Here is a 25,669-nt window from a genome sequence, read left to right as displayed (position 1 = left end):
AGATAATTGGAAATTGGATACAGATGTATCCAATTTTATTTTGGAAAAAATAAATTATAGGTTTACAAGAGAATAATATTAATATAACTGGAGGAAGTTAAATGGAATTAACAAAAAGAAATGATATAAGAAATATAGCTATCATAGCGCACGTTGACCATGGTAAGACTACATTGGTTGATGCGTTATTAAAAGAAAGTCATGTATTTAGAAGTAATGAAAAAGTGGATGAAAGAGTAATGGACTCTAACGACTTAGAAAAAGAAAGAGGAATCACAATTCTTTCTAAAAATACATCTTTAGTGTATGATGATATAAAAATAAATATTGTAGATACACCAGGACATGCTGATTTTGGTGGAGAAGTTGAACGTGTATTAAAAATGGTAGACTCTGTTTTACTAGTAGTTGATTCATATGAAGGACCAATGCCACAAACAAAGTTTGTATTAAAAAAGGCTTTAGAACTAGGATTAAAACCAATTGTTGTTATAAATAAAATTGATAAACCAAATGCTAGACCAGAAGTTGTTATAGATGAAGTTTTTGATTTATTCCTAGAATTAGGTGCAGATGATGAACAATTAGATTTCCCAATTATATATGCATCAGCTAGAGAAGGTTTTGCAAGATATAATGTAGAAGATGATAATCATAATATGGAACCATTATTTAAGACTATAATAAAGCATGTAGAAGCACCAGAAGGATACATAGATGGACCGTTACAAATGTTAGTTACTACTTTAGATACTAATGAATATGTAGGTAGAATAGCTATAGGTAAGATTCATAGAGGTACAGTTAAGAAAAATGAAATGGTTGCATTAGTAAGAAAAGATGGCAGCACATCAAACTATAGAGTTTCAAACATATTTACTTATAATGGACTAAATAGAGAAGAAGCTCAAGAAGCTTCTTTAGGAGATATTATAGCATTAAGTGGTATTCCAGATTGTAATATAGGTGAAACTATAGCAAGTGCTCAAGAGCCAGAAGCTTTACCATTTGTTGAAATTGATGAACCAACATTAAGCATGAATTTTATGGTTAATGACTCACCGTTTGCAGGTAAAGAAGGAGAATTTGTAACTTCAAGACATTTAAGAGATAGATTATTAAAAGAATTAGAAACTAACGTAAGTTTAAGAGTTACAGAAATTACTCCAGATTGTTTTGAAGTATCAGGAAGAGGAGAACTTCACTTATCAATACTTATAGAAACAATGAGAAGAGAAGGATATGAACTTCAAGTTTCAAAAGCAAATGTTATATTAAAAGAAGAAAATGGCAAGAAGTTAGAACCAATGGAATACTTAACAATAGACGTTCCAGAAGAATTTATGGGCCCTGTTATGGAAAAGTTAGGACCTAGAAAAGGTGAAATGGTAAATATGACTTCAGCTGTTAACGGATATACAAGATTAGAATTTGTTATTCCTGCTAGAGGACTTATTGGATTTAGAAATGAATTTATGACAGATACAAAGGGAAATGGAATAATGAATCACGTATTCCACGGATATGCACCATATAAGGGTGAAATGCCAGGTAGAAGTAGAGGATCAATCTGTTCATTTGAAGATGGAGAATCTATTGCATATGGATTATTTAACGCTCAAGAAAGAGGAGTTTTATTTATAGGAGCAGGTGTACCAGTATATCAAGGTATGATAGTTGGTGAAAGTTCAAGAGCTGATGATATAGATATAAATATATGTAAGGGTAAGAAACTTACAAACACAAGATCATCAGGAGCAGATGAAGCAGTAAAACTAATACCACCAAGACTAATGACATTAGAACAATGTTTAGAATTTATTAATGCTGATGAATTAGTAGAAGTTACACCAGAAACAGTAAGAATGAGAAAAAGAGAATTAGATCCAGCTCAAAGAAGAAGAATTATAAGTAGATCTAAAAAGTAATAAAACTATAAAATTTACTTTTAAATTATATATAAAAGTATTATAATAAAGTGAATAGCCTTTAACTAGGCTATTTACTTTTGTATATAGGGGGTTTTTTATGAAAAATTCTAACATAAAAAAAGTAATTTTAATAATTATAATACTAACTATTATAATAGTTCCTTTTGTAATAGTAGGTAGAACCATAAAAAATCCAGTTAAGGTTGACGGCAATGTAATAATAAATGTAGAGGAAGGAGATAGTTTTTATGGAGTCCTTAATAAACTTTCAAAAAGAGAAGAAATTAGGGGATTACCTATTATAAAACTATACTTAAAGATTACCAATAAAAACCTAGAAGTTAAACCAGGTACATATGAAATACATAATAAAATGACTGTTAATGATATAGTAGAAACATTAACAAGTGAATCTACAAAAAATCTTATTAAATTTACTGTTCCTGAAGGATATACAGTAGATGACATAGCAAGTAAACTTGAAAAAGAAAAAATATGTACTAAGGGGGATTTTATAAAAGCTGTTAAACAATATAATTTACCACCCTTTATTAAAAATAATGATAATAAGAAATATAACTTAGAGGGTTATTTATTTCCAGATACATATATTATTAAAAAGGATGAAAAACCAGGGGAAATAGTACAGGTAATGGTTTCTAGATTTGAAGAAGCATTTGAAGAAGCTTTAAAGGAAACAAACATAAAAACTTCTGACGAGGATGTAGAAACTGTAATTACAATAGCTTCAATGATAGAAAAAGAAGCTAGAGTAGATAAAGAAAGACCAATTATTGCATCTGTAATTGCTAATAGGGTATCAGAGGGGATGAATTTACAGATAGATGCTACTGTTATATATGCCTTAGGTGAACATGTTGAAAAAGTTTTATATAGTCATTTAGAAACAGAATCACCTTATAATACATATAAAATTAATGGATTACCTATAGGGCCTATATCAAATCCTGGAATGCCATCAATTTTGGCAGCTTTAAAACCTGCTACAACTGATTATTTATTCTATGTATTGGAAAAGGATATGAAACATCACTTTTTTACAAGGGATGAAAATGAATTTATGAGTAAACTTAAAGAGCTTGGATATTTGGAGGAATAAAATGAGTGGAATAACCTATGATTATATGGAGGAATATATTAGAGGTTTAATACCAGAAAATACAGGAAAATATAAAGAAATGGAATGTTTTGCAAAAGAAAATGGAGTGCCTATAGCACAAAAAGAAACAGCAAAATTCTTAGAATTTATGGTAAGTATGAAAAAACCTTTAAGAATATTAGAACTAGGCACAGCTATAGGGTACTCAGCTACATTAATGTATGAAGCAGCTGGAACAAATCCAAGTATTACTACTATAGAGCGTGACGAAAATATGATAAAATATGCTAAAGAAAACTTTAAAAAATTCAATTTAGAAGATAAAATTGAAATAAAGTGTGGAGATTGTTTGGAGATTTTAGATAAACTAGAAGAACCATATGATTTAATATTTATGGATGCAGGTAAAGGACATTATAATCATTTTTTGCCTAATTGTCTTAGACTCTTAAAAAAAGATGGAGTTATAGTTGCAGACAATGTTTTATTTAGGGGAATGGTTGCATCAAAAGACTTGGTAAAAAGAAGAAAAATAACAATAGTAAAAAGAATGAAAACGTACTTAGATCTTGTATCAAAAGATGAAGATTTAATTACATCTGTAATACCAATGGGGGATGGAATTGCAGTGACTAAAAGGAGGTAACAGCAAATGAACAAACCAGAGATTTTAGCACCAGCAGGAAGTCTAGAAAAATTAAAAATAGCAGTAGATTTTGGAGCAGATGCTGTATATATAGGTGGAGGTAAGCTAAACCTAAGAGCATTTTCAGATAATTTTACAAATGAAGAAATAGCTGAGGGTGTTAAATATTGCCATGAAAGAGGAAGAAAATTATATGTAACTATGAATGTTTTTCCAAGAAATCATGATTTAACAGGTGTTGAAAATTACATAAGAGGACTAAATGATTTAGGAATAGATGCAATAATAGTTGCAGATCCTTCAATAATAATTGCAGCTAAAGAAGTTGCACCAAATTTAGAAATACATTTAAGCACTCAAGCTAATACTGTTAACTGGAAAGCTACTAAGTTTTGGTATGATCAAGGCGTAAAGAGAGTAGTATTAGCAAGAGAACTTACTTTTAATGAAATAAATGGTATAAAGGCAAATATACCAGAAGAGTGTGAATTAGAAGTCTTCGTACATGGATCTATGTGTATAGCTTATTCAGGTAGATGTTTAATATCTAATTATATGTTAGGAAGAGATGCTAATAAGGGTATTTGTTCTAATGCCTGTAGATATAAATATCACTTAGTAGAAGAAACAAGACCAGGGCAATATTATCCTGTAGTTGAAGATGATAATGGAACTTACATAATGAATTCAAAGGATTTATGTATGATACATCATATTCCAGAGCTTGTAAAAAGTGGAGTACATTCATTAAAAATAGAGGGTAGAATGAAAAGTGAGTTCTATGTGGCATCTGTAGTTAAAGCATATAGAGATGCAGTAGATTCTTATATGGAAAATCCAGATAGGTATGAATTTAAAGATGAGTGGATGGAAACTTTATTAAAGATAAGTCATAGACCATATCATACAGGTTTCTTCTTTGGAAAAAGTGGAGAACAAAATTATGAAGAATCATCATATGTAAGAGACTATGATATTGTAGGTATAGTTAAATCATATGATCCAGAGACTAAAGTTGCAACAATCCTTCAAAAAAATAGAGTATTTGAAGATGATACAGTGGAAGTATTAAGAGCATATACACCATATTTTAATATACAACTTAAAGAAATGTTTGATGTCGAAAAAAATGTTAAAACCAATGTAGCTAATAGGGCTCATATGGTATTTACAGTAAAAGTAGATGAGCCTTTAAAAGAAAATGATATGTTAGTTAAAGGAAAAAAGGCATTAAACCTATAAGATAAGCGGGGAGGATTTCCAATGAAAAAACCAATATTAATAGGAATAACTGGAGGAACTGGTTCAGGAAAAAGCACAATTGCAGATGAGATATATTCAAGTTTTGCAGATGAATGTATTGCAATGATACAACAAGATATGTATTATAAGGATCAAAGTCATTTAACAATGGAAGAAAGAGTTAAAACAAACTATGATCATCCAAGAGCTTTTGATAATGAATTATTAATAAAACATTTAAAAGCTTTAATGGAAGGAAAGGCAATAGAAAAACCTATATATGATTTTGCTAAACATAATAGAGCAGAAGAAACAGTAAGAGTTGAAGCTAGAGATATTATAATTGTTGAAGGTATATTAGTTCTAGAAGATGAAAGAATTAGAGATCTTTTAGATATAAAAGTTTATGTCGATACTGATGCGGATATAAGAATTTTAAGAAGATTAGTAAGGGATATAAACGAAAGAGGTAGAACTGTAGAATCTGTTATAGATCAATATTTAGGTGTTGTAAGACCAATGCACTTGCAATTTACAGAACCAACTAAAAGGTATGCTGATATCATTGTTCCAGAAGGGGGACAGAATAAAGTAGCTATAGATATATTGGTTACAAAAATAAAGGATATATTAAAGTAATTGTATAAAAAACACCTTCTTAGGCTAGAATTAAGCCTAGGGAGGTGTTTTATTTGCATGAAAAAAAGGGTAATTAAATTAGATAGAATACAAATAACATTTATAATATTTATTTTGTTAATATTTGCTTTAGGGGGAAGGCTATATTTTCTTCAGGTACACCCAACAGAAATGGTAACAGGAGAAATGACTAATCATCAAACCGAAGATATTTCTCAGATAAGATATAAAATATTTGATACAAATGGGAAAGATATGATGAATTATAATAAAAAATATATAATGGTTTTAGATACAAAACCTTTTATGTTAAATAATTATGAAGAAACTTTAGAAGATTTAATGGCTTTAAATTTTATTATGAAGTCAGAAGATTCAGAGTTCAATTACACAAAGATTATGAATGAAGGTGGAAAAAGATATTATAAAATAAGTGAGGAAACATATAATAAAATAAATAAATTAGAAAATGTAAAAGGTATTTATACTTATATATATGATGAAGTTGATTCTAAAGAGGCTTGGAGAGTTGAAAACTTTTTATCTAAAGTAGGAGAAAAGGATGAGGTAGAAGGTTCATTACAAAGTGAATTAAATAAATATCTTGCTAGTAATAAATATCCTAAATCAAGATTCTATTTAGATGATAAAGCAGTGTATGGAGAAGGAGAAGTTGACGAAGGTTCAGAAAATAAAAATATAAAACTTACTATAAACAAAGAGTGGGAAGATAAAATAAGAGAAATTTTGAAAAAAGAAGATTATGATTTTTTAAAAAATGTTGGTGTAGTTGTATCTGAAGCAGATACAGGAAAAATAAGAGCTATAGTTCAAAAGGATGAAACTCAAGCTAATGTTAATTTAGGAATAGAACAATTAGGTTATGAGCCAGGATCAATTTTTAAAGTTATTACAGAAACAATAGGGTTAGATTTAGGGTTAATTAGGTCTACAGATACTTTTATATGTAGTGGGGTAATTTGTAGTAAGAATGGAAAGTCATATGCACATGGAGCTTTATCTGTAGAAGGGGCTTTAAAAATATCTTGTAATGATGTTTTTGCAAAGGTAGGTTCTTTAATAGGGTATGATAAGTTTATGGAATATGTAGAAAAAATGGGATTATTTAAGCAGGCTTTGGGAGTTGCAGGGGATAATAAAAATGAAGCAGCAGGAGTGAAACCTAAAAGAGAAGATAGTATGAATAATATATCTATAGGTCAAGCGACTATGGTTACTCCAGTTCAAATGGCAGGGCTTTATAATACTGTGGTTAATGATGGAGTTTATATAAAACCGACAATTGTTGAAGAAATATTAGATAAAGATAATAACACAGTACATAAATTTTTAAACGAACCTGTTAGAGTATTTAGTCAAACTTCAGCAAAAATAGCACAAGAAACAATGTCAAAAGTAATTTGGGAAGGTTCTGGTTTTGAAGCTAAAGTTGAAGGGGTTAAAATAGGTGGTAAAACAGGAACATCAACAGGAGAAGGAGGAACAAACCATGGATGGTTTGCTGGATATTTTATTAAAGATGAAAAAAAATATACAATAGTAGTTATAGCACCTCATATAGGAGAAAAACATCCAGATGGAAGAGAATTAGGTGGAGGTAATACGGGAGCACCTATTTTTAGAGATATAGTAACAACACTTGTAAAATAATTATAAATTTAAAGGTGTTCTTTTAAAATAACTACTTTATGAAATTGTGGTATTTATTATATAAAACTTTAATGAGATATTAAAAGATAAAAGAGCAACTAATAGGACTATGTAATCTTATTAGTTGTTCTTTTGTTTTATTATTTATTAAATTTTTGTTGTAAAAAGAAATAAGGTAAGCTATTAAAAATGTAAAGTTTATAAAAAAGTATTCCAATTTTATTTTTTAGAGTATAAGCAATTTTTTCGTACTTAATCATAGTATATAATAAGCACTATTAGGAGGAAGTTAAGTGTTTTTTATATCAAATATAATTGAACTTCTATGTAATTCTATATTTTTAACAGGTTACATAGCGGGTAGCAATACATTTCCTAAACCTTTAGACGAGAAAGAAGAGAAACATTATTTAGCACTTTTGAAGGAAGGAGACAAGGAAGCAAAAAGTGTTCTTATAGAAAGAAACTTAAGATTAGTTGCACATATAGTTAAAAAATATACTTTTCCAAATAAGGATGTTGATGAGTTAATATCAATAGGAACTGTTGGATTAATAAAGGCTATAGATTCTTTTGACGGCTCAAAGGGAACAAGACTTGCAACTTATGCATCAAGGTGCATAGAAAATGAAATATTAATGCTTTTTAGAAATAATAAAAAGCAAAAAAGTGAAGTATATCTTCAAGATCCAATAGGAGTAGATAAAGAAGGGAATGAAATATGTTTAATTGATGTTTTAAGTAGTGAGAAAGATTCAGTATTAGAAAAAGTAGAGAGTAATCTTCAAATAAAATCATTATATAGTAAGATAGGTATCTCTTTAAGTGACAGGGAAGGAGAAATACTAAAAATGAGATATGGTTTAATAGATGGTAGATGTAGAACTCAAAGAGAAATAGCAGCTCTTATGGGAATATCTAGATCTTATGTATCTAGAATAGAAAAAAAAGCTCTTAAAAAACTAAAAAAAGAGATGTCAAGTAGATAGTATATATATCCTCCTATGGAAAGATTATATAGTAAAAAAAGGATTATAGAGATTTTTATAGAATATAATTAAATGGGCTTTGTTTATGCAAAAGGAGGATATTATATGTATATTTTACGTGATTTATTAAGTAAGACAATAGAGGCAGAAGCATCAGATCTACATTTGACAGTTGGGGTACCGCCAATTATTAGGAATAATGGAAGATTGATAAAGCTAGGAACTAACAAACTAACACCAGAAGATATTGAAGCTTTTGCAAAAGAAATATTACAAGCCAAATATGAGGAATATAATAAAATAGGTGAATTAGATATATCTTATTCTGTACCAGGAGTTGGCAGATTTAGAGTAAATGTATTTAAACAACGAAATAGTGATGCTATTGCAATAAGAGTTATTGCGTTAAAGATTCCTACTCTTGATGAACTTAAGCATCCTGCTGTAATAAAAGAATTAGTTCAAAAGCAGAGGGGATTAGTTCTAGTTACAGGACCAGCAGGTAGTGGTAAAAGCACTACTCTTGCAGCTATGATAAATGAAATAAATAGTACAAGGGAGGCTCATATAATTACGTTAGAAGATCCAATTGAATATTTACACAAGCATAATAAGTGTATAATAAATCAAAGAGAAATTGGAAAAGATAGTAGTAGTTATAAAAGTGCTTTAAAGGCTATATTAAGAGAAGATCCAGATGTTATTCTTGTAGGAGAAATGAGAGATTTAGAAACTATCTCAATTGCACTAACAGCAGCTGAAACAGGTCATTTAGTATTTTCTACACTACATACAATAGGTGCTGCAAAGACTATAGATAGAATTATAGATGTTTTTCCACCACATCAACAGCAACAAGTTAGAGTTCAATTATCAGCTATGCTTAAAGGTGTGATTTCACAACAACTTGTTCCTAATGCAGATAATACAGGAAGGGTAGTAGCATTAGAAACAATGATAACAACTCCAGGAATACAAAATTTAATTAGAGAAGGAAAAACTTATCAAATAGAATCAGCAATACAAACTGGAAGCAAATATGGAATGAAGACAATGGATATGTCATTAGCTGAACTATATAGAAGGGGAACAATAAGTATAGAAACAGCTTTTAGCCATTCAGTTGATAGAGAAACTATTAAAAGAATAATGATGCTTTAAAACATTAAAGATGTTAACTTACAAGTTAGCATCTTTAATGTTTTTATAAATCTATAATTTGGAAGAATTTTTATGAAGGAAAATTTACATTAGTGTTGAATATATATATAATAGTAATTATTATTTTACTAAATTTAAGTTTCTATAAAAGTAACAGTAAAATTTTATTAGTTACTGTGTATATTTCTTAATATGCTACACAGTATTAACGTGTAGAATTGGACATAATAAAAAATTATATTAATAGCTTAAAGAAATTATAAAATGAGTTAGGGGTAATTTTAATATTTGGATTGCAATTAAAAAAGGCTTTACATAATATAAAGTAAGACTCTAAATATAATTAGAAAGCTATTTAGTAAATTAATGGCTTTATTAAGCAATAAGAAGTAGTTATATAGTAAAAGGTTTAGGGCTAATTAATATTTGTGACATCATTACTTTTAACAAAAGATAATAGAAAGAGGGAGAGGTGTTAGAGTCTTAAGTTTAAATATATAAAAGGAATTTATATTAAAAATATAAAGAAAAGTTTTATTTAATAATTTAAGAAGAAATAAAATTAAAATTGTAATACTAATGTATAGAAACAGTTGTTTTATTTTATTTTAAATGCTAGAATAAAATAAATGTTGAATTTTATTAAATTAAATTGAAAAATACTGGATATTAAAAATTAGTAGATGTTTCTCTATATAAATAAATTTTAGAGAATAAGAAATTCTATTATAAATTAAGTTAGATTACAAATTTCTTCAGTATTTAACTCTTTTTCTATTGTTAAAAATATATATAATGAGTTAAAATTGTTATATGGATATGAGTTTCATTTGAGAAACCATCATGAATTTGTTTAAAAGATAGTATAGAAAATAATAGTTGGAACAAAGAAAAATTACTAGTAGATATTTTCTAAAGGAGGAATTGTTTTGTTAGATTTCGAAGTAGATATGCAAGAATTAACCAATATTAAAGTTATTGGTTGTGGTGGCGGCGGTGGAAATGCCGTTAATAGAATGATAGCTGAAGGTTTAAAAAATGTTGAATTTATAGCTGTTAATACAGATAAACAAGCATTAATGTTATCACATGCCAATGTGAAGATTCAAATTGGAGATAAACTTACTAAAGGACTAGGTGCCGGAGCTAATCCTGAAATAGGTAAAAAAGCCGCAGAAGAAAGTAGAGAAGAAATAGCTGAAGCGATAAAAGGCGCTAATATGGTATTTATAACTGCTGGAATGGGTGGTGGAACAGGTACTGGTGCTGCTCCAGTAGTTGCAGAAATAGCTAAAGCTATGAATATATTAACAGTTGGTGTTGTTACTAAGCCATTCCCATTTGAAGGTAAGAGAAGAATGAGACATGCAGAAATGGGGATTGAAAATCTAATGAATGCTGTTGATACTCTTGTTATTATTCCAAATGAAAGATTATTGTCAATGGCAGATAAGAAGACAACTCTTCTAGATTCATTTAAATTAGCAGATGATGTATTAAGACAAGGTGTTCAAGCTATATCTGACCTTATTACAATTCCAGGGGTTGTTAATGCCGATTTTGCAGACATAGAAACTGTTATGTTAAATAAAGGTTTAGCTCACATGGGAGTTGGACATGGTACAGGAGATAATAAAGCTCAAGATGCAGTAAGACAAGCAATTTCATCTCCATTATTAGAAACTTCTATAGATGGAGCAACAGGAGTTATAATTAATTTTACTGGTGGAGTTGATTTAGGGGCAATAGAAGTATATGAAGCTGCTGATATAGTTAGAGAGTCAGCTGATCCAGATGCTAATATAATATTTGGTGCCGTTATAGATGAAACTTTAACAGATGAGATTAGAATTACAGTTATTGCAACTGGATTTGAAGAAGAAAATAGCAAATTATCTATGGAAAAGCCTGTTATAGAAAAGAAAACTGTAGTTAGACAACAAGTACAGAGACCAGAGGATATATCAATGGATCAACCAAAGAGAGTAGATCCATTATTAGATATTGATACAGATAGTGTTAATATACCAAGTTTTTTAAGATCAAGAAAATAAAAGTATTGAAACATATATTTATAAAAGACGAGAAATTTAATTTTCTCGTCTTTTATTTATGTAAAAAATAAAACTAAATAAATATAAAGGATTTAATAAACTAATTAACTGTAATTAAATGTAAAAAATCAGGGGGAAAAATATATTTTAAGGTTAGTCATTATGACAAAATTTTAATATAAGAGAGTTTATAATTTAATACAAGGGAGGGGGACAAGTTATGGTTGTATATGTTGATGTAATATTTATAGAAAACTTTATTGTGAATTTATTTTTGCTACTAATTACTATGAGGATATTACGATTTGGTTATAAAAGGAGTATTTATATAGGAGCAGCTATAGGGGGGGTATATACTCTTGCATTATTTATGAAAATTCCATTACTTACAACATTAGTAGGAAAGATATTAGTAGCAGGTCTTATGATAATGTTGACATTAGATAAAAAAAGTATCGGAAATGTAACAAAAGCTATAATAACTTTTTTTATAACATCATTTACGCTATGTGGAATATGTTTTGCCTTCGCGTTAATGCAAAATGAGTATTCTATCTCAACTATTTTTTCAATAAGCAATTATTCAATAAAATATTTAATTATTTCAATAATGTTGCTATACATAGTTATAGTTAGGGTAGTAGATTACTTAAGAGAAAGGGCTTTAATAAAAAACTTATTATATGATATTGAAATCTCTTATAACAATAAAAAATTATGCTTAAAAGGATTTTTAGATACAGGAAATGAACTTAGAGAACCTGTAACCAATCTTCCTTGCATTATAGTTGAAAATGAGTTGATTGAAGAGATAAATATACCAAATGATAAAGCTTATTATATTTCTTATAGCACAATTGGTGAAAGTGGAAAGCTTAAGGGATTTAAGGGAGAAAAGATTAGAGTAAGACAAGAAAATAAGGATTGGCACACTATAGATGCAATTGTTTGTAGTTGTAAAAATAATAGATTAAGTAAGGATAATGAATTTAATGCATTATTATCAAGAGGTATTATATAGGAGGTAGAAATGTTAAAGTTAAGCATATTATTAAATAGGATATTACAAAAACTTAAATTATTTACAAGTAAGGTTCATTATGTAGGAGGAAATGATTCTCTTCCACCACCTTTAAAGAAGGAAGAAGAAGAGGAACTTGTAAATAAATTAATCAAAGGTGATGAGTCAATTAGAGATATATTAATTGAAAGAAATTTAAGGCTTGTTGTATATATAGCAAGAAAATTTGAAAATACAGGAGTTTGTGTAGAAGACTTAATATCAGTAGGTACAATAGGTCTTATAAAAGCAGTTAATACATTTAATCCAGAGAAGAAGATAAAGCTTGCAACATATGCATCAAGATGTATAGAAAATGAAATACTTATGTATCTTAGAAGAAATAGTAAAGTAAAGGCTGAGATATCATTTTATGAACCTTTAAACATAGATTGGGATGGAAATGAATTGTTATTATCTGATATATTAGGAACAGAAAATGATACCGTTTATAATTTAATAGAGGATGAAGTAGATAAACAATTATTATTTTTAGCTCTTAAACATCTTAATGATAGGGAAAAGGAAATTGTAAAATTAAGATTTGGTTTAAATGGAACAAGAGAAAAGACTCAAAAAGAGGTAGCTGATATGCTTGGAATATCACAATCATATATTTCAAGGTTAGAAAAAAAGATAATAAGCAGGTTAAAAAAAGAAATCAATAAAATGATATAGGTTGTCTTTAGTATAAAAGTAAACTCTATCGGAAATACTTTTAAATGCAGTATGTTATTACTTCCGAAGGGGTTGATGATTTTGATCATTAATAAGGTAGAAATATGTGGAGTAAATACTTCAAAATTACCAATATTAAAAGAAAAAGAAAAGAGAGAATTATTACTTAGCATGAGAGCAGGTGATAATACTGCAAGAGAAACTTTTATTAAAGGTAATTTAAGATTAGTCCTTAGTGTAATTCAAAGGTTTAATAATAGAGGAGAAAACGTAGATGATTTATTTCAAGTAGGTTGTATTGGGCTTATGAAAGCAATTGATAACTTTGATTTATCTCAAAATGTTAAGTTTTCAACTTATGCAGTACCTATGATAATAGGGGAAATTAGAAGATACTTAAGAGATAATAATTCAATAAGAGTAAGCAGATCTTTAAGGGATATTGCATATAAAGCTCTTTTAGTTAGAGATAGGCTTATAAAGGATAATAATAAAGAACCAACGGTTTCACAAATAGCAAAGGAGCTCAATCTCCCAAGAGAAGAAGTGGTATTTGCCCTTGATGCCATTCAAGATCCAGTTTCTCTTTTTGAACCTATTTATCATGATGGTGGAGACGCTATTTATGTCATGGATCAAATCAGCGATTCTAAAAACAGTGATGAAAATTGGCTTGAAAATATATCTATAAAAGAAGCTATGAAGAAGTTAAATGATAGGGAAAAATTAATTTTAACTTTAAGATTTTTTAATGGAAGAACTCAAATGGAAGTAGCTGATGAAATAGGAATATCACAAGCACAAGTTTCAAGGTTAGAAAAGACGGCTTTAAAGCACATGAAAAAATACGTATAGAGCTCATTTTGAGCTCTTTTATATTAAATATTATATTATTTAATATAGGCTATCATAGGATAAGGGTATTTGAAAAACATTAGGAAAAGAAAGGTTAAAATGAAGATATTAAATTATCTTCATTTTAACTGAGTAATTATTATATTTGGACATGCATATAATGATTAATATATATATAATAGGGGGTAGAGAATAATGAATTTTATTGATGATATGGTAAATGAAGAAAATACTAATGATAATATTGAAGATGATTTAATATTACATTCATTAAATGCATTAAGATCTATGGAAGTAATAGATATAAAAAACGGGGTAAAATTAGGATTTGTTAAAGATGTAGTAATAGATATTAAAGAAAGTAAAATAGTATCCATAATATTACCATCTATGGACAAGAATTGGTTTAGTAAAGAAGATGATATAGAAGTTCCTTGGGAAAATGTAAAAAAAGCTGGAATGGATGTACTTTTAATTGATACAACAGATATAATTAAAGATAATTTTAAAAATAACATCTAGAAAATTTACAAATATATAGTATAATAATAACATGAGAAAATGGAATTAATAACAAAATAAGAAAGGCGTGAATATTTATGAAATGTCCTTTTTGTTCCTTTGAAGAAAGTAAAGTAGTAGATTCTAGATCAACAGATGATAATACAACTATTAGAAGAAGACGGGAATGTTTAAAGTGCAATAAGAGATATACAACATATGAAAAAGTAGAAGATATTCCAATATTAGTGGTAAAAAGAGACTTAACAAGAGAAAATTTTAACAAAGAAAAAATTATTAATGGTTTAATTATTGCTTGCCAAAAAAGGCCTGTATCAAGAAGTCAAATAGAAGAGATAGCAGTAGATATAGAGAAAACTATTTCAAATAAAATGATAACTGAAGTGGAGTCAAAATACATAGGCGAAATGGTTATGAATAGATTAAAAAAGATAGATGAAATATCTTATGTTAGATTTGCATCAGTTTATAGACAGTTTAAAGATATAAATACATTTTTAGAAGAAATAAAAAGTCTAGTTTCTAATAATTAAAAGCTTATTAGCATATTCTAATAAGCTTTTTTTATTTATTTAGAGAATTATATCCATATATACTGCGGCTAATTTAATTATAATTTTAAAACTAAGTATTTTCCACTAAAGAATAAAAATAAAGTATGACTGCCAAAGTTTTTCTTAAGGCAACATTTAGTGAAAATACATAATTAAAAAAATCTATATATTTAAAGTTGTCTTTGAGATCTTTTTAGTTAAATATATGTTAAAAGAAGGTAATATTTTTAAAATAAATAGAAAAAGCATTAGTTAAATGTTAAAATATACTCAAATATAATCTTAAGAGGTGTATAAATGAAAAAGTTAACAATAGATGATTTAGTAAGACATAAAGATTTTTTTAAATTAGATTTAGGTAATATAAGTATTGGGTTTTCAACAGCAGAAAATAACAGAAGTTTTAATAGACACACAGAAGATGGCATAGCTAATTTAGAAAGTATAAAAAATGAATTTGGATTGAAAAATATAGAATATTTAAATCAAATTCATAGTGATAAAAGTTATATATATAATTTAGGAAAATCTGTAAAAGATAAAGAAGGAGATGCCGTTATAACAAATGAAAAAAGTACAGCAATAGGAGTGTTTACAGCAGATTGCACACCTATAATACTTGTAAATGAGGAAAAAGAGGTAATTGCGGCTATTCATAGTGGATGGAGAGGTACTTTTCATTCAATAGTTACAAAAACTTTAGATAATATGATAAAAGAATATGGAATTAATATAAAAAGTACAAAAGTTTTTATAGGACCACATATAAGACAATGTTGTTATGAAATCTCAGAGGAGTTAAAAAGGGATTTTATAAGTCATACTGGTATTAATGAAAATAAACTTTTTAATGGGAGAAATTTAAGTATGGAGGCTGTTATAGTTAATAATTTAAAAGAAAAGGGAGTAGAAGAAGATAATATATATTCTTTAGATATATGTACTCATTGTTCAAAAGATATAAAAATGCATTCATATAGATCTTCAGTTGGAACTTATGGAAGATTATTTTCATTTGTATATATAAAATAAAAAAGGGGCTGAAAAAATTGGCACATGAGAGAGTTTTAGTAGTAGATGATGAATCACATATAGTAGAGCTTATAAGTTATAATTTAATTAATGCTGGATATGATGTAATAACAGCTAATAATGGTTGTGATGCTATAAAAATAGCAAAGGATGAAAAACCAAGTTTAGTACTTTTAGATTTAATGTTGCCTGGAATGGATGGGTTTGACGTTTGTAAGGAAATAAAAGGAAATAAGGAATTAAAAAATACATCCATTATTATGTTAACTGCTAAAGGTGAGGAGTTAGATAAAATATTAGGTTTAGAACTTGGAGCAGATGATTATATAACAAAGCCATTTTCAATAAGAGAATTACTTGCAAGAGTTAAGGCTGTTTTAAGAAGGGTATCACCATTAAAAGAAGAAATTGAAACTTTTACCTGTGAAAATTTATATGTAAATTTTGAAAGAAGAGAAGTTTTTATAGAAAATAAAAAAATAGATTTAACATTAAAGGAGTTTGAACTTTTAGATATTCTTATAAAAAATAGGGGTAAAATTTTAACAAGGGATACTTTGCTTGATAAAATATGGGGATATGAGTATATAGGTGAAACTAGAACTGTAGATGTTCATATTAGATATTTAAGAAAAAAAATAGAGTTAGATGATAAAAAACCTAAATTTATTGAAACTATAAGAGGGGTTGGGTATAGGTTCAATCCTAATGATTAGATTATGAAAAAGAAGATAATAAACTCATCTATAGTAACAGTTTTATTTGCTTTGATTATAGTAACATGTTTATTTATAAGCTTAGTTAATTTAAAGGAAGTAGATAAAACCAAAGAAACTTTAAAAAATTATAATAATATTTTACTTAAAATTAATGACTATAGTGAAGAAAATTTAAATAATTTCAAGATAAATGAAAATGATGTTAGATTTACTATAGTTAATAAAAAAGGTGAAGTTATATTTGATAACAATGTTAAGAATTTAGGAAATCATTTAAATAGAGAAGAAATAATATCTGCATTTGAAAAAGGAGAAGGTACAACTACAAGGTTTAGTGAAACAGAAGATAAAAGTGTAGTTTACTATGCAACAAAAATAGGTGAAGAGTATGTTTTAAGATCATCAGTTCCACTTACAGCCATTAAATTTTTTACACCGAAATACGTTAATTATTATATAATTGTTATTATATTTGTAACAGTATTGTCAATAGCATTATCTTTAAAGCTAGTAATGGCTATTACATATCCATTAAATGAACTAGAAATAGTTACATCAAAAATAGCTAATGGTGATTTAAATAAGAGAGCTATTATTTATAAAGAAGATGAAATAGGGTCATTAGCTCGTACATTTAATAACATGGCAGATCAATTACAAAGTAAAATACAAGATTCTTTAGATAAACAAAATAAACTAGAGGCTATATTAGAAAGTATGGAAAGTGGCGTTATCGCTATAGATAATAATCGTAAAGTAATGCTTATAAATCCTTATGCAAAAAAATTATTTGGTATTGATAAAGAAATAATAGGAGAAAAAATAGGGCATCATATTATAGATTATGATATTATGAATTTTATTAAAGAAATGCCCGAGATAGAGACTAAGGAAATAAAATTACTTCATCCTATAGAAAAAGATATTAGAATAAAAAAAGCTCCAATTATAAATAATAGTGGAAGTTTAATTGGAATAGTTATTGCAGTTCAAGATATAAGTGATATAAAAAGATTAGAAAATATGAGAAGTCAGTTTGTTGCAAATGTTTCACATGAACTTAAAACTCCATTAACATCTATTAAGGGCTTTGCAGAAACTTTAAAAATAGTAAATGACAAAGAAACAAGAGATAAATTTTTAGATATAATAGACAATGAAGCAGAAAGGCTAACTAGATTAATTAACGACATTTTAGTATTATCTAACATAGAAAATAATACTATATATAGAGAGGAAGAGTTTAATCCTGTTGAGGTAATTGAAAATGTAATTAATGTAGTTAAGGCTCAGTCGGATAAGAAAATGACTGAAATTAAAATTATAAATAATAATAAGGGAACTTTAATTGGAGATAGGGATAAGTTTTTTCAGTTAGTTTTAAATTTAGTTGAAAATGCTATTAAGTATTCAGAGGATAAAAGTATAGTTAAGATAGAAATTCATAATAAAAGAAATTCAACATATATTACAGTAGAAGATAACGGAATAGGTATTCCAAAAGAAGATATACCAAGAATTTTTGAAAGATTTTATAGAGTGGATAAGTCAAGAGCTAAAGGTGGTACAGGTTTAGGTCTTGCTATAGTTAAACATATAGTAAAAATATTTAATGGAGACATATATGTAGATTCAACACTTGGAATTGGAACAAAGTTTACTGTAAAAATAAAAAAGCAGTCATTTAATTAAGCTTAATAAAAATAAGAGGATACGTAAAGTATCCTCTTATTTTTATGTTAAATTTACTTAACAGGAGGATAACTTTTCTTAACATTTAACTAATATTTATTTAACTTTTAGGGATTAATATAAGTATGAAAAGAAAAATTATAAATAATAGTTTGAGAATAATTGGAGGAATTTTTATATGAAAAAAAAGAGCTTAAAATTACTTTGTACATCTTTAATAATATCAATGATGGGAGGAGTATTTGTAGGATGCTCAGGAAAAGGGGAATCTAATGGCAGCTCGGCTGGAGAGAATATTAGGGTTTCCATATCAGGATCAACTTCTGTAGGGCCTTTAATGGAAAAAGTAGCTGAAAAGTATGAGGCTGAAAATAGTAATGTTTCAATAGAAATAAATCAAGTTGGATCATCTGCTGGAATTAAAGATGCAATAAACGGAGTTTCAGAAATTGGGATGTCATCAAGAAAACTTAAAGACGAAGAAGAAGCTGAAGTGAAAGGAAGTGTAATAGCTTATGACGGAATAGCTCTTATAACAAATAAAAATAATAAAGTTACGAACATAACAATGGGTCAAATTAAAGATATATATACAGGAAAAATAACTAATTGGAAAGACATTGGAGGAGTAGATGCACCTATAGTTGTAGTATCAAGAGAAGATGGTTCAGGAACTAGAGATGCTTTTCAAGAAATAGTTGGTTATAAATCAGAAAATTTAATATCAAATGCAACTATATCAGATGGAAATGGAAATGTTAAAACAATAGTAGAAGGAAATGAAAATGCAATTGGATTTGTATCCTTTGAATATTTAGACGATAAAGTAGGTCAATTAACAGTTGATGGTGTTAAGCCGGAGGCTAATCTTGTTAAATCAGGAGAGTATAAATTATCAAGACCATTTATTTTAGCAACTAAAGAAGGAAATATAACAGAAAATGGCAAAAAAATAGTAGAGTACATTTTAAGTGATGCAGGACAAAAAATAGTTGAAGAAAATAAATTAATTACAGTAAAGTAATTAATTAATGTCAAAGCTGCTCCAAAATGTTTGGAGCAGTTTTATTATAAATATGAAATAGTATTTTCTAGGAGGTTCTTGGTATGGAAAGTGCTAAGGAAAAAAATAATAAAACTAAATATATAATAGAGAAAATATCTCGTTTTATATTTTTAGGAAGCGCTCTTATTGCAGTAATAAGCTTATTACTTATAATAGGATTTGTATTTTACAAAGGATTGACTCCATTTATAAGCAAGGGATATTCTATTGGAGGTTTTATTTTTGGAACTGAATGGGTTCCATCTTCAGATAAATTTGGAATTTTACCTATGATACTAGCTTCAATACTCGGTACTTTAGGTTCATTAGTAATAGGAGTACCTGTAGGAATATTAACAGCTGTATTTATTGCAGAAATAGCTCCTAAAAAATTTGGGAAAATAATTTCATCAGCAGTTGAATTATTAGCAGGAATACCATCAGTATTGTATGGAGTTTTTGGACTTGCAATTATAGTTCCTTGGATAAAGGAAACATTTAATTTACCAAAAGGCCAGAGTCTTTTAGCTGTAATATTAGTTTTATCAATAATGATGTTACCTACAATAATTACTGTTGCAGAAACTGCAATAAGAGCAGTACCTAAAACTTATAAAGAAGGTTCTCTTGCACTAGGTGCATCACATATAGAAACTATATTTAAAGTTGTACTTCCAGCTGCAAAATCAGGAATATTAGCAGCTATAGTATTAGGCGTAGGAAGAGCAATAGGAGAAACTATGGCTATAATATTAGTTGCGGGAAATTCACCAATTATTCCGAAAGGAGTAATGGAAGGTGTAAGACCACTAACTACTAATATTGCGTTAGAAATGGGATATGCTTTTGGTACACATCAAGAAATGTTATTTGCAACAGGTGTAATCTTATTTATATTTATATTAATACTTAATTTAGTGCTAAGTAAACTTTCTAACAAGGAAGGTATGTAAGATGAGAAAATTTAAAGAGAATTTATTAAAGATACTTTTATGGATTTCAGCAGGAATAACACTTATATCATTAATATTTATATTAGGATTCATATTTTTAAAAGGTTATAAGTTAATAAGTATAAATTTTTTAACAGCAAATTATTCAGCTTCAGGAAATGGTGGAATATTACCTATGATAGTTGCAACACTTTATACTGTAGTTTTATCAGTTGGAATTGCAACACCAATAGGAATACTTTCAGCAATATATTTAAGAGAATACGCAAGGCAAGGAAAAATAGTTAAAATTATAAGATTTTCAACTGAAAGTTTAGCTGGAATTCCATCAATAGTATATGGTTTGTTTGGTGCTATATTTTTTGTAGTTACTTTAGAGCTTGGATATTCAATTTTAGCAGGGGCTTTAACGGTATCCATAATAATTTTACCTGTTATAATACGTACAACAGAAGAAGCTTTAAAGTCAGTTCCAGATTCCTATAGAGAGGCTTCTTTAGGGCTTGGAGCAACAAAATTTCAAACCTTATATAAAGTAATTGTACCAAGTGCAATGCCAGGAATATTAGCTGGAGTAATACTTTCAATAGGTCGTGTAGTAGGTGAATCAGCAGCTATACTTTTAACAGCTGGAACAGTTGCTAAAATGCCTAAAGGAATAATGTCTAGTGCAAGAACTCTTACAGTTCAATCTTATCTTGTAACAAAGGAAGCTGGAAATATTGAGGAAGCAGCTGCTGTTGGAATAGTTTTAGTTATTATAATATTATTATTAAATACAATTGCTAAATTAATAACTAAGAAATTTAATAAAGCAAACTATTAAAAATATTGTGTTTTAGAGGTGAAAGAATGTCAAAAGATAATTTACCTAAAATAAGAGTTAGAAATCTTGATTTATTTTATGGAGATAATCAAGCATTAAAAAAAATAGATTTAGATATTGAAGAAAATAAAGTAACAGCATTCATAGGACCTTCAGGATGTGGAAAATCCACATTTTTAAGAACTCTTAATAGAATGAATGATTTAATAGAAAGTGTTAAGGTAACAGGTGAAGTCTTAGTAGATGGTGAGGATATTTATAAAAATTCAGATGTAATTGCATTAAGAACAAAAGTTGGTATGGTATTTCAAAAGCCTAATCCATTTCCTATGTCAATTTATGACAATATAGCCTATGGACCAAGATTACATGGTATAAAAGACAAGAAGACTCTAGATGAAATTGTTGAAAAAAGTTTAAAGGGAGCGGCTTTATGGGATGAAGTTAAAGATAGACTTAAAAAAAGTGCTCTTGGATTATCAGGTGGTCAACAACAAAGATTATGTATAGCAAGAACTATTGCTGTTTCACCAGAGATAATATTAATGGATGAACCAACTTCAGCCCTAGATCCTATTTCTACAAACAAAATGGAAGAATTAATGGATGAACTTAAAGAAAAATATACTGTTATAATTGTAACTCATAATATGCAACAGGCTGGAAGAATAGCAGATAAAACAGCATTTTTCTTAAATGGAGAAGTTATAGAATATGGAAATACTGAAGATATATTTTATAAGCCTAAAGATAAAAGAACAGAGGATTATATTACTGGAAGATTTGGTTAAACTATAATTAAAACAATTATGAGGTGATATATATATGATGAGAGAACTACTAAGCAATAAGATTAAGGTATTAAATAGTGATTTAATTGAAATGGCAAGTTTAGTAGAAAAGCAAATTTATGATAGTATTATTGCATTTAAAAATCAAGATGCTGATTTAGCAAGTACGGTAATTAAGAATGATGATAAAGTAGATGAACTTCAAAAGGATATTGAAGAAAAATGTATTAAGTTTATGGCAACAGAATCTCCACTTGCAGGAGATTTAAGAAAAATATATACAACATCTAAGATAGTTACAGACTTAGAACGAATGGCAGATCATGCAGTAGATCTATCAAAAATCGTTGAAAGGATAAAGGAAGAAAATTTAGTTAATGAAATTTCTCCAGTATGGGAAATGGGTGATCTTGTTATAAAAATGATAAAAGCATCAATAGAGGCATATATAGATGGAGATATTCAATCAGCATATGAAATTTGTAATATGGATGATAAGGTAGATGAAATATATCAAGGAATGTTTAAAATAATTCTTAAAAAAATGAGTAAGGATGAATCAATTATAAATCAAGGCACCCAAATACTTTTTGCATCAAAATATATAGAAAGAATAGGCGATCATGTTACTAATGTATGTGAATGGATAATATTCTCAGAAAAAGGTAATTATGTAGATTTGAATGAATAAATATAAAAAAAATTCTGCGAACTATATAAAAATATATTTTTTACTTAAATAGAGGGGCTTATTAAAGCCTCTCTTGTTGACTATACAATATTATTAATGTAATATAACATAAAGATAGTATGTTTGCATTGAGGTGAAAAAAATGAAAAACCTAATTACTAAAGTTGAGGAAGGCAGTATTGCTGAAGAAATAGGTATAGAAGTTGATGATGTATTATTAGCTATTAATGATACTCCAATTGATGATATAATAGATTATAAATTTTTAGCTGCTGATGAAGAAGTAGTTTTAGACATACAAAAATCAGATGGAGAAATTTGGGCCTATGAAATTGAAAAAGAATATGGTGAAGATTTAGGTCTAGAATTTGGTGGCGGAATAATGGATAAAGCAAAAAGTTGTACAAATAAATGTATGTTTTGTTTTATAGATCAATTACCAAAGGGTATGAGGGAAACATTATATTTTAAAGATGATGATTCAAGATTATCATTTCTTCAAGGAAATTTTGTTACGTTAACTAATATGAAGGACGAAGATATAGATAGAATTATTAGATATAAAATTAGTCCTATAAATATATCAGTACATACAACAAATCCAGAATTAAGAGTAAAAATGCTTAAAAATAGATTTGCAGGAAGCATCTTGGAAAGATTAAAGAAGTTAAGAGATGCAGAAATAGAAATGCATGCTCAAGTAGTATGTATTCCTAATGTAAATAATGGAGAAGAGTTAAGAAAAACAATTTTAGATCTTTATGAATTATCTCCTTACGTTAAAAATGTAGCTGTAGTTCCAATAGGAATAACAAAATTTAGAGAAGGATTGGCTAAGGTTGATACTTTTGATAAAGAAACATCAAAGCAAGAAATATTAATGGTAAAAGAAATGCAAGATAGGTTTATAAAAGAAATAGGAGCACCTTTTGTAAGGCTATCTGATGAATTTTACTTAGTAGCTGGAATGGAAGTTCCAAGTGAAGAATTCTATTCAGGCTATGAACAGCTTGAAGATGGAGTTGGTATGATTAGATATTTTAGAGAAGCTGTAAATAGGGATTTAGAATTTTTAAACACAAAAATTAAAGGCAGTTTTTCAATGGTAACAGGTGCTTTAGCATATGATGAAATTTTAAGTGCAGCCAATAAAATAAAAGCTAAAAATTCAAATATAAAAATAGATGTTTATAAGATTATAAATTATTTCTTTGGAGAGACAATAACGGTTGCGGGGCTTTTAACAGGTAAGGATATAATAGAACAATTAAAGGGTAAAATAAATTCAGAGTATTTAATTATGCCAGATAATATGTTCAGAAAAGGATATGAACTTGGCCCTAAAAATGAAAGAATTATGCTAGATGACATAACAATAAAAGATTTAGAAAATGCATTAAACATTAAGGTTATAGTTTGTGATTATACAGGAGATAATCTTATTGACATAATAAATGAACACAGTAAGGAGGAAATATAAAATGGGGAAACCGATAGTTGCTATAGTTGGAAGACCAAATGTAGGTAAATCAACACTATTTAATAGATTAGCAGGACAAAGAATTTCAATAGTCCAAGATACTCCAGGAGTAACTAGAGATAGAGTATATGCTCAAGCAGAGTGGTTAAATTATAATTTTACAATGATAGATACAGGTGGTATAGAACCAGAAAGAGAAGATATTATTGTAAAACAAATGAGAAGACAGGCAAACATTGCAATAGAAACAGCTGATGTTATTGTATTTATAGTTGATGGTAAGGAAGGATTAACTCCAGCAGACCATGAAGTAGCTAATATGTTAAGAAAAAGCAAAAAGCCAGTTGTTTTAGTTGTAAACAAAGTAGATTCTTTAAAAGAAGAGGATAATGCTTGGGAATTTTATAATTTAGGAATAGGTGATCCAATTACTATATCAGCATCACAAGGTTTAGGTCTTGGAGATATGTTAGATAGAGTAGTAGAACATTTTGATAGAGTTGATGGAGAAGAAGAGGAAGAAGATATTGTTAAAATTGCAATGATGGGTAAACCTAATGTAGGTAAATCATCATTGATTAATAGACTTTTAGGTGAAGAAAGATTAATAGTATCAGAAGTTGCAGGTACAACTAGAGATGCAATAGACAGTAACTTAGAAACTAAAGAAGGTAAGTTTACACTTATAGATACAGCTGGTCTTAGAAGAAAAAGCAAAGTTAAGGAAGAAATAGAAAGATATTCTGTAATTAGAACTTATGCAGCTATAGAAAGAGCAGATGTTTGTATTTTAATGATAGATGCTACTGAAGGTGTAACAGAGCAAGATGAAAAGATAGTTGGATTTGCTCATGAAATGAATAAAGCTATAATGGTTATAGTTAATAAGTGGGATCTTATAGAAAAAGATGATAAAACAATGCAAAAGTATAAAGAAGATCTTCAAATGAAGCTTAAATTCTTAAAATATGCTAAGTATTTATTTATATCAGCAAAAACAGGTCAAAGAGCTCATAAGGTTTTAGAAGTAGCTAAAGAGTGCTATGATAATTATTGCAAGAGAGTTTCAACAGGAGTATTAAATGATGTAATAAGCAAAGCAGTACTTATGAAAGAACCACCTATTGTAGGTCTTAAGAGAATGAAAATATACTATGCAACTCAAGTTGCTACAAAACCACCAAAGTTTGTTTTCTTTGTTAATGATTCAAGTGCATCACATTTTTCTTATCAAAGATATCTTGAAAATCAATTAAGAGAAAGTTTTAATTTTGAGGGAACAGGTATACAAATAGAATATAGAGAAAGGAAAGAGTAG

The 25,669-nt window shown here is 28.1% G+C and carries 24 protein-coding genes; all 24 read left to right on the top strand.

What is annotated here, in order from left to right:
- Positions 1–101 precede the first annotated feature (101 nt).
- Entirely contained in the window at positions 102–1,928 is a 1,827-nt protein-coding gene (gene typA / locus CP523_RS01130; protein WP_066674427.1) for a translational GTPase TypA, read from the top strand.
- A 100-nt stretch (positions 1,929–2,028) separates the two neighbouring features.
- Entirely contained in the window at positions 2,029–3,051 is a 1,023-nt protein-coding gene (gene mltG / locus CP523_RS01125) for an endolytic transglycosylase MltG (protein ID WP_066674433.1), read from the top strand.
- A gap of 1 nt (position 3,052) precedes the next feature.
- Entirely contained in the window at positions 3,053–3,697 is a 645-nt protein-coding gene (locus tag CP523_RS01120; RefSeq protein WP_120140418.1) for an O-methyltransferase, read from the top strand.
- Between the two features lie 6 nt (positions 3,698–3,703).
- Complete coding sequence (locus CP523_RS01115) at positions 3,704–4,939, top strand: peptidase U32 family protein (RefSeq protein WP_066674438.1); 1,236 nt, start codon at positions 3,704–3,706, stop codon at positions 4,937–4,939.
- 21 nt (positions 4,940–4,960) lie between these two features.
- Positions 4,961–5,578, top strand: a complete 618-nt coding sequence (gene udk, locus CP523_RS01110) for a uridine kinase (protein ID WP_066674439.1) — start codon at positions 4,961–4,963, stop codon at positions 5,576–5,578.
- Positions 5,579–5,635: 57 nt separating this feature from the next.
- Positions 5,636–7,249 carry a penicillin-binding transpeptidase domain-containing protein gene (locus CP523_RS01105; RefSeq protein WP_066674443.1) on the top strand — a complete coding sequence of 538 codons (1,614 nt, stop codon included), beginning with the start codon at positions 5,636–5,638 and terminating at the stop codon, positions 7,247–7,249.
- 293 nt (positions 7,250–7,542) lie between these two features.
- Complete coding sequence (gene sigK / locus CP523_RS01100) at positions 7,543–8,238, top strand: RNA polymerase sporulation sigma factor SigK (protein ID WP_066674446.1); 696 nt, start codon at positions 7,543–7,545, stop codon at positions 8,236–8,238.
- Between the two features lie 105 nt (positions 8,239–8,343).
- Positions 8,344–9,399 (top strand): type IV pilus twitching motility protein PilT, encoded by a 1,056-nt coding sequence (locus tag CP523_RS01095; protein WP_066674448.1) that lies wholly within the window; start codon positions 8,344–8,346, stop codon positions 9,397–9,399.
- 929 nt (positions 9,400–10,328) lie between these two features.
- A complete protein-coding gene (gene ftsZ / locus CP523_RS01090) occupies positions 10,329–11,453 on the top strand; it encodes a cell division protein FtsZ (RefSeq protein WP_066674451.1) in 1,125 nt (374 codons plus the stop codon).
- A 220-nt stretch (positions 11,454–11,673) separates the two neighbouring features.
- The gene (locus CP523_RS16160) at positions 11,674–12,474 is read left to right on the top strand and encodes a sigma-E processing peptidase SpoIIGA (RefSeq protein ID WP_066674455.1); all 801 of its coding nucleotides are present in this window, start codon (positions 11,674–11,676) and stop codon (positions 12,472–12,474) included.
- A 9-nt stretch (positions 12,475–12,483) separates the two neighbouring features.
- Positions 12,484–13,191, top strand: a complete 708-nt coding sequence (sigE, locus tag CP523_RS16155) for an RNA polymerase sporulation sigma factor SigE (protein WP_066674467.1) — start codon at positions 12,484–12,486, stop codon at positions 13,189–13,191.
- An 81-nt stretch (positions 13,192–13,272) separates the two neighbouring features.
- Positions 13,273–14,046 (top strand): RNA polymerase sporulation sigma factor SigG, encoded by a 774-nt coding sequence (gene sigG, locus CP523_RS01080; RefSeq protein ID WP_066674470.1) that lies wholly within the window; start codon positions 13,273–13,275, stop codon positions 14,044–14,046.
- A 195-nt stretch (positions 14,047–14,241) separates the two neighbouring features.
- Positions 14,242–14,568, top strand: coding sequence for a YlmC/YmxH family sporulation protein (locus CP523_RS01075; RefSeq protein WP_227909500.1), 327 nt, complete (start codon positions 14,242–14,244; stop codon positions 14,566–14,568).
- Positions 14,569–14,645: 77 nt separating this feature from the next.
- Positions 14,646–15,101 (top strand): transcriptional regulator NrdR, encoded by a 456-nt coding sequence (nrdR, locus tag CP523_RS01070; RefSeq protein WP_066674473.1) that lies wholly within the window; start codon positions 14,646–14,648, stop codon positions 15,099–15,101.
- Between the two features lie 318 nt (positions 15,102–15,419).
- Entirely contained in the window at positions 15,420–16,154 is a 735-nt protein-coding gene (pgeF, locus tag CP523_RS01065; RefSeq protein WP_066674476.1) for a peptidoglycan editing factor PgeF, read from the top strand.
- Between the two features lie 17 nt (positions 16,155–16,171).
- Positions 16,172–16,870, top strand: a complete 699-nt coding sequence (locus CP523_RS01060) for a response regulator transcription factor (RefSeq protein ID WP_066674479.1) — start codon at positions 16,172–16,174, stop codon at positions 16,868–16,870.
- A gap of 3 nt (positions 16,871–16,873) precedes the next feature.
- Entirely contained in the window at positions 16,874–18,565 is a 1,692-nt protein-coding gene (locus tag CP523_RS01055) for a sensor histidine kinase (RefSeq protein WP_066674483.1), read from the top strand.
- A 178-nt stretch (positions 18,566–18,743) separates the two neighbouring features.
- Positions 18,744–19,589 carry a phosphate ABC transporter substrate-binding protein gene (locus CP523_RS01050; RefSeq protein ID WP_066674486.1) on the top strand — a complete coding sequence of 282 codons (846 nt, stop codon included), beginning with the start codon at positions 18,744–18,746 and terminating at the stop codon, positions 19,587–19,589.
- A gap of 83 nt (positions 19,590–19,672) precedes the next feature.
- Complete coding sequence (gene pstC, locus CP523_RS01045) at positions 19,673–20,563, top strand: phosphate ABC transporter permease subunit PstC (RefSeq protein WP_066674488.1); 891 nt, start codon at positions 19,673–19,675, stop codon at positions 20,561–20,563.
- Between the two features lies 1 nt (position 20,564).
- Positions 20,565–21,389, top strand: a complete 825-nt coding sequence (gene pstA / locus CP523_RS01040; RefSeq protein ID WP_066674490.1) for a phosphate ABC transporter permease PstA — start codon at positions 20,565–20,567, stop codon at positions 21,387–21,389.
- A 26-nt stretch (positions 21,390–21,415) separates the two neighbouring features.
- Entirely contained in the window at positions 21,416–22,180 is a 765-nt protein-coding gene (gene pstB / locus CP523_RS01035; protein WP_066674492.1) for a phosphate ABC transporter ATP-binding protein PstB, read from the top strand.
- 34 nt (positions 22,181–22,214) lie between these two features.
- Positions 22,215–22,871, top strand: a complete 657-nt coding sequence (phoU, locus tag CP523_RS01030; RefSeq protein WP_066674495.1) for a phosphate signaling complex protein PhoU — start codon at positions 22,215–22,217, stop codon at positions 22,869–22,871.
- Positions 22,872–23,013: 142 nt separating this feature from the next.
- Positions 23,014–24,351, top strand: coding sequence for a DUF512 domain-containing protein (locus CP523_RS01025; protein ID WP_066674497.1), 1,338 nt, complete (start codon positions 23,014–23,016; stop codon positions 24,349–24,351).
- A gap of 1 nt (position 24,352) precedes the next feature.
- Positions 24,353–25,669, top strand: a complete 1,317-nt coding sequence (der, locus tag CP523_RS01020) for a ribosome biogenesis GTPase Der (RefSeq protein ID WP_066674500.1) — start codon at positions 24,353–24,355, stop codon at positions 25,667–25,669.

Origin of the sequence: Clostridium septicum (assembly GCF_003606265.1) — a bacterium.
Classification (GTDB): Bacteria; Bacillota; Clostridia; order Clostridiales; family Clostridiaceae; genus Clostridium; species Clostridium septicum.
This window is presented reverse-complemented; position numbering and strand designations above follow the sequence as displayed.

Coding starts and splice junctions, on each gene's coding strand:
- udk (WP_066674439.1), top strand. CDS start 4,961: ATGAAAAAACCAATATTAATAGGAATAACTGGAGGAACTGGTTCAGGA.
- CP523_RS01105 (WP_066674443.1), top strand. CDS start 5,636: ATGAAAAAAAGGGTAATTAAATTAGATAGAATACAAATAACATTTATA.
- typA (WP_066674427.1), top strand. CDS start 102: ATGGAATTAACAAAAAGAAATGATATAAGAAATATAGCTATCATAGCG.
- phoU (WP_066674495.1), top strand. CDS start 22,215: ATGATGAGAGAACTACTAAGCAATAAGATTAAGGTATTAAATAGTGAT.
- pstB (WP_066674492.1), top strand. CDS start 21,416: ATGTCAAAAGATAATTTACCTAAAATAAGAGTTAGAAATCTTGATTTA.
- CP523_RS01095 (WP_066674448.1), top strand. CDS start 8,344: ATGTATATTTTACGTGATTTATTAAGTAAGACAATAGAGGCAGAAGCA.
- CP523_RS01075 (WP_227909500.1), top strand. CDS start 14,242: ATGAATTTTATTGATGATATGGTAAATGAAGAAAATACTAATGATAAT.
- CP523_RS01055 (WP_066674483.1), top strand. CDS start 16,874: ATGAAAAAGAAGATAATAAACTCATCTATAGTAACAGTTTTATTTGCT.
- pstA (WP_066674490.1), top strand. CDS start 20,565: ATGAGAAAATTTAAAGAGAATTTATTAAAGATACTTTTATGGATTTCA.
- CP523_RS01120 (WP_120140418.1), top strand. CDS start 3,053: ATGAGTGGAATAACCTATGATTATATGGAGGAATATATTAGAGGTTTA.
- nrdR (WP_066674473.1), top strand. CDS start 14,646: ATGAAATGTCCTTTTTGTTCCTTTGAAGAAAGTAAAGTAGTAGATTCT.
- mltG (WP_066674433.1), top strand. CDS start 2,029: ATGAAAAATTCTAACATAAAAAAAGTAATTTTAATAATTATAATACTA.
- pgeF (WP_066674476.1), top strand. CDS start 15,420: ATGAAAAAGTTAACAATAGATGATTTAGTAAGACATAAAGATTTTTTT.
- der (WP_066674500.1), top strand. CDS start 24,353: ATGGGGAAACCGATAGTTGCTATAGTTGGAAGACCAAATGTAGGTAAA.
- CP523_RS01025 (WP_066674497.1), top strand. CDS start 23,014: ATGAAAAACCTAATTACTAAAGTTGAGGAAGGCAGTATTGCTGAAGAA.
- CP523_RS16160 (WP_066674455.1), top strand. CDS start 11,674: ATGGTTGTATATGTTGATGTAATATTTATAGAAAACTTTATTGTGAAT.
- CP523_RS01050 (WP_066674486.1), top strand. CDS start 18,744: ATGAAAAAAAAGAGCTTAAAATTACTTTGTACATCTTTAATAATATCA.
- pstC (WP_066674488.1), top strand. CDS start 19,673: ATGGAAAGTGCTAAGGAAAAAAATAATAAAACTAAATATATAATAGAG.
- CP523_RS01115 (WP_066674438.1), top strand. CDS start 3,704: ATGAACAAACCAGAGATTTTAGCACCAGCAGGAAGTCTAGAAAAATTA.
- sigE (WP_066674467.1), top strand. CDS start 12,484: ATGTTAAAGTTAAGCATATTATTAAATAGGATATTACAAAAACTTAAA.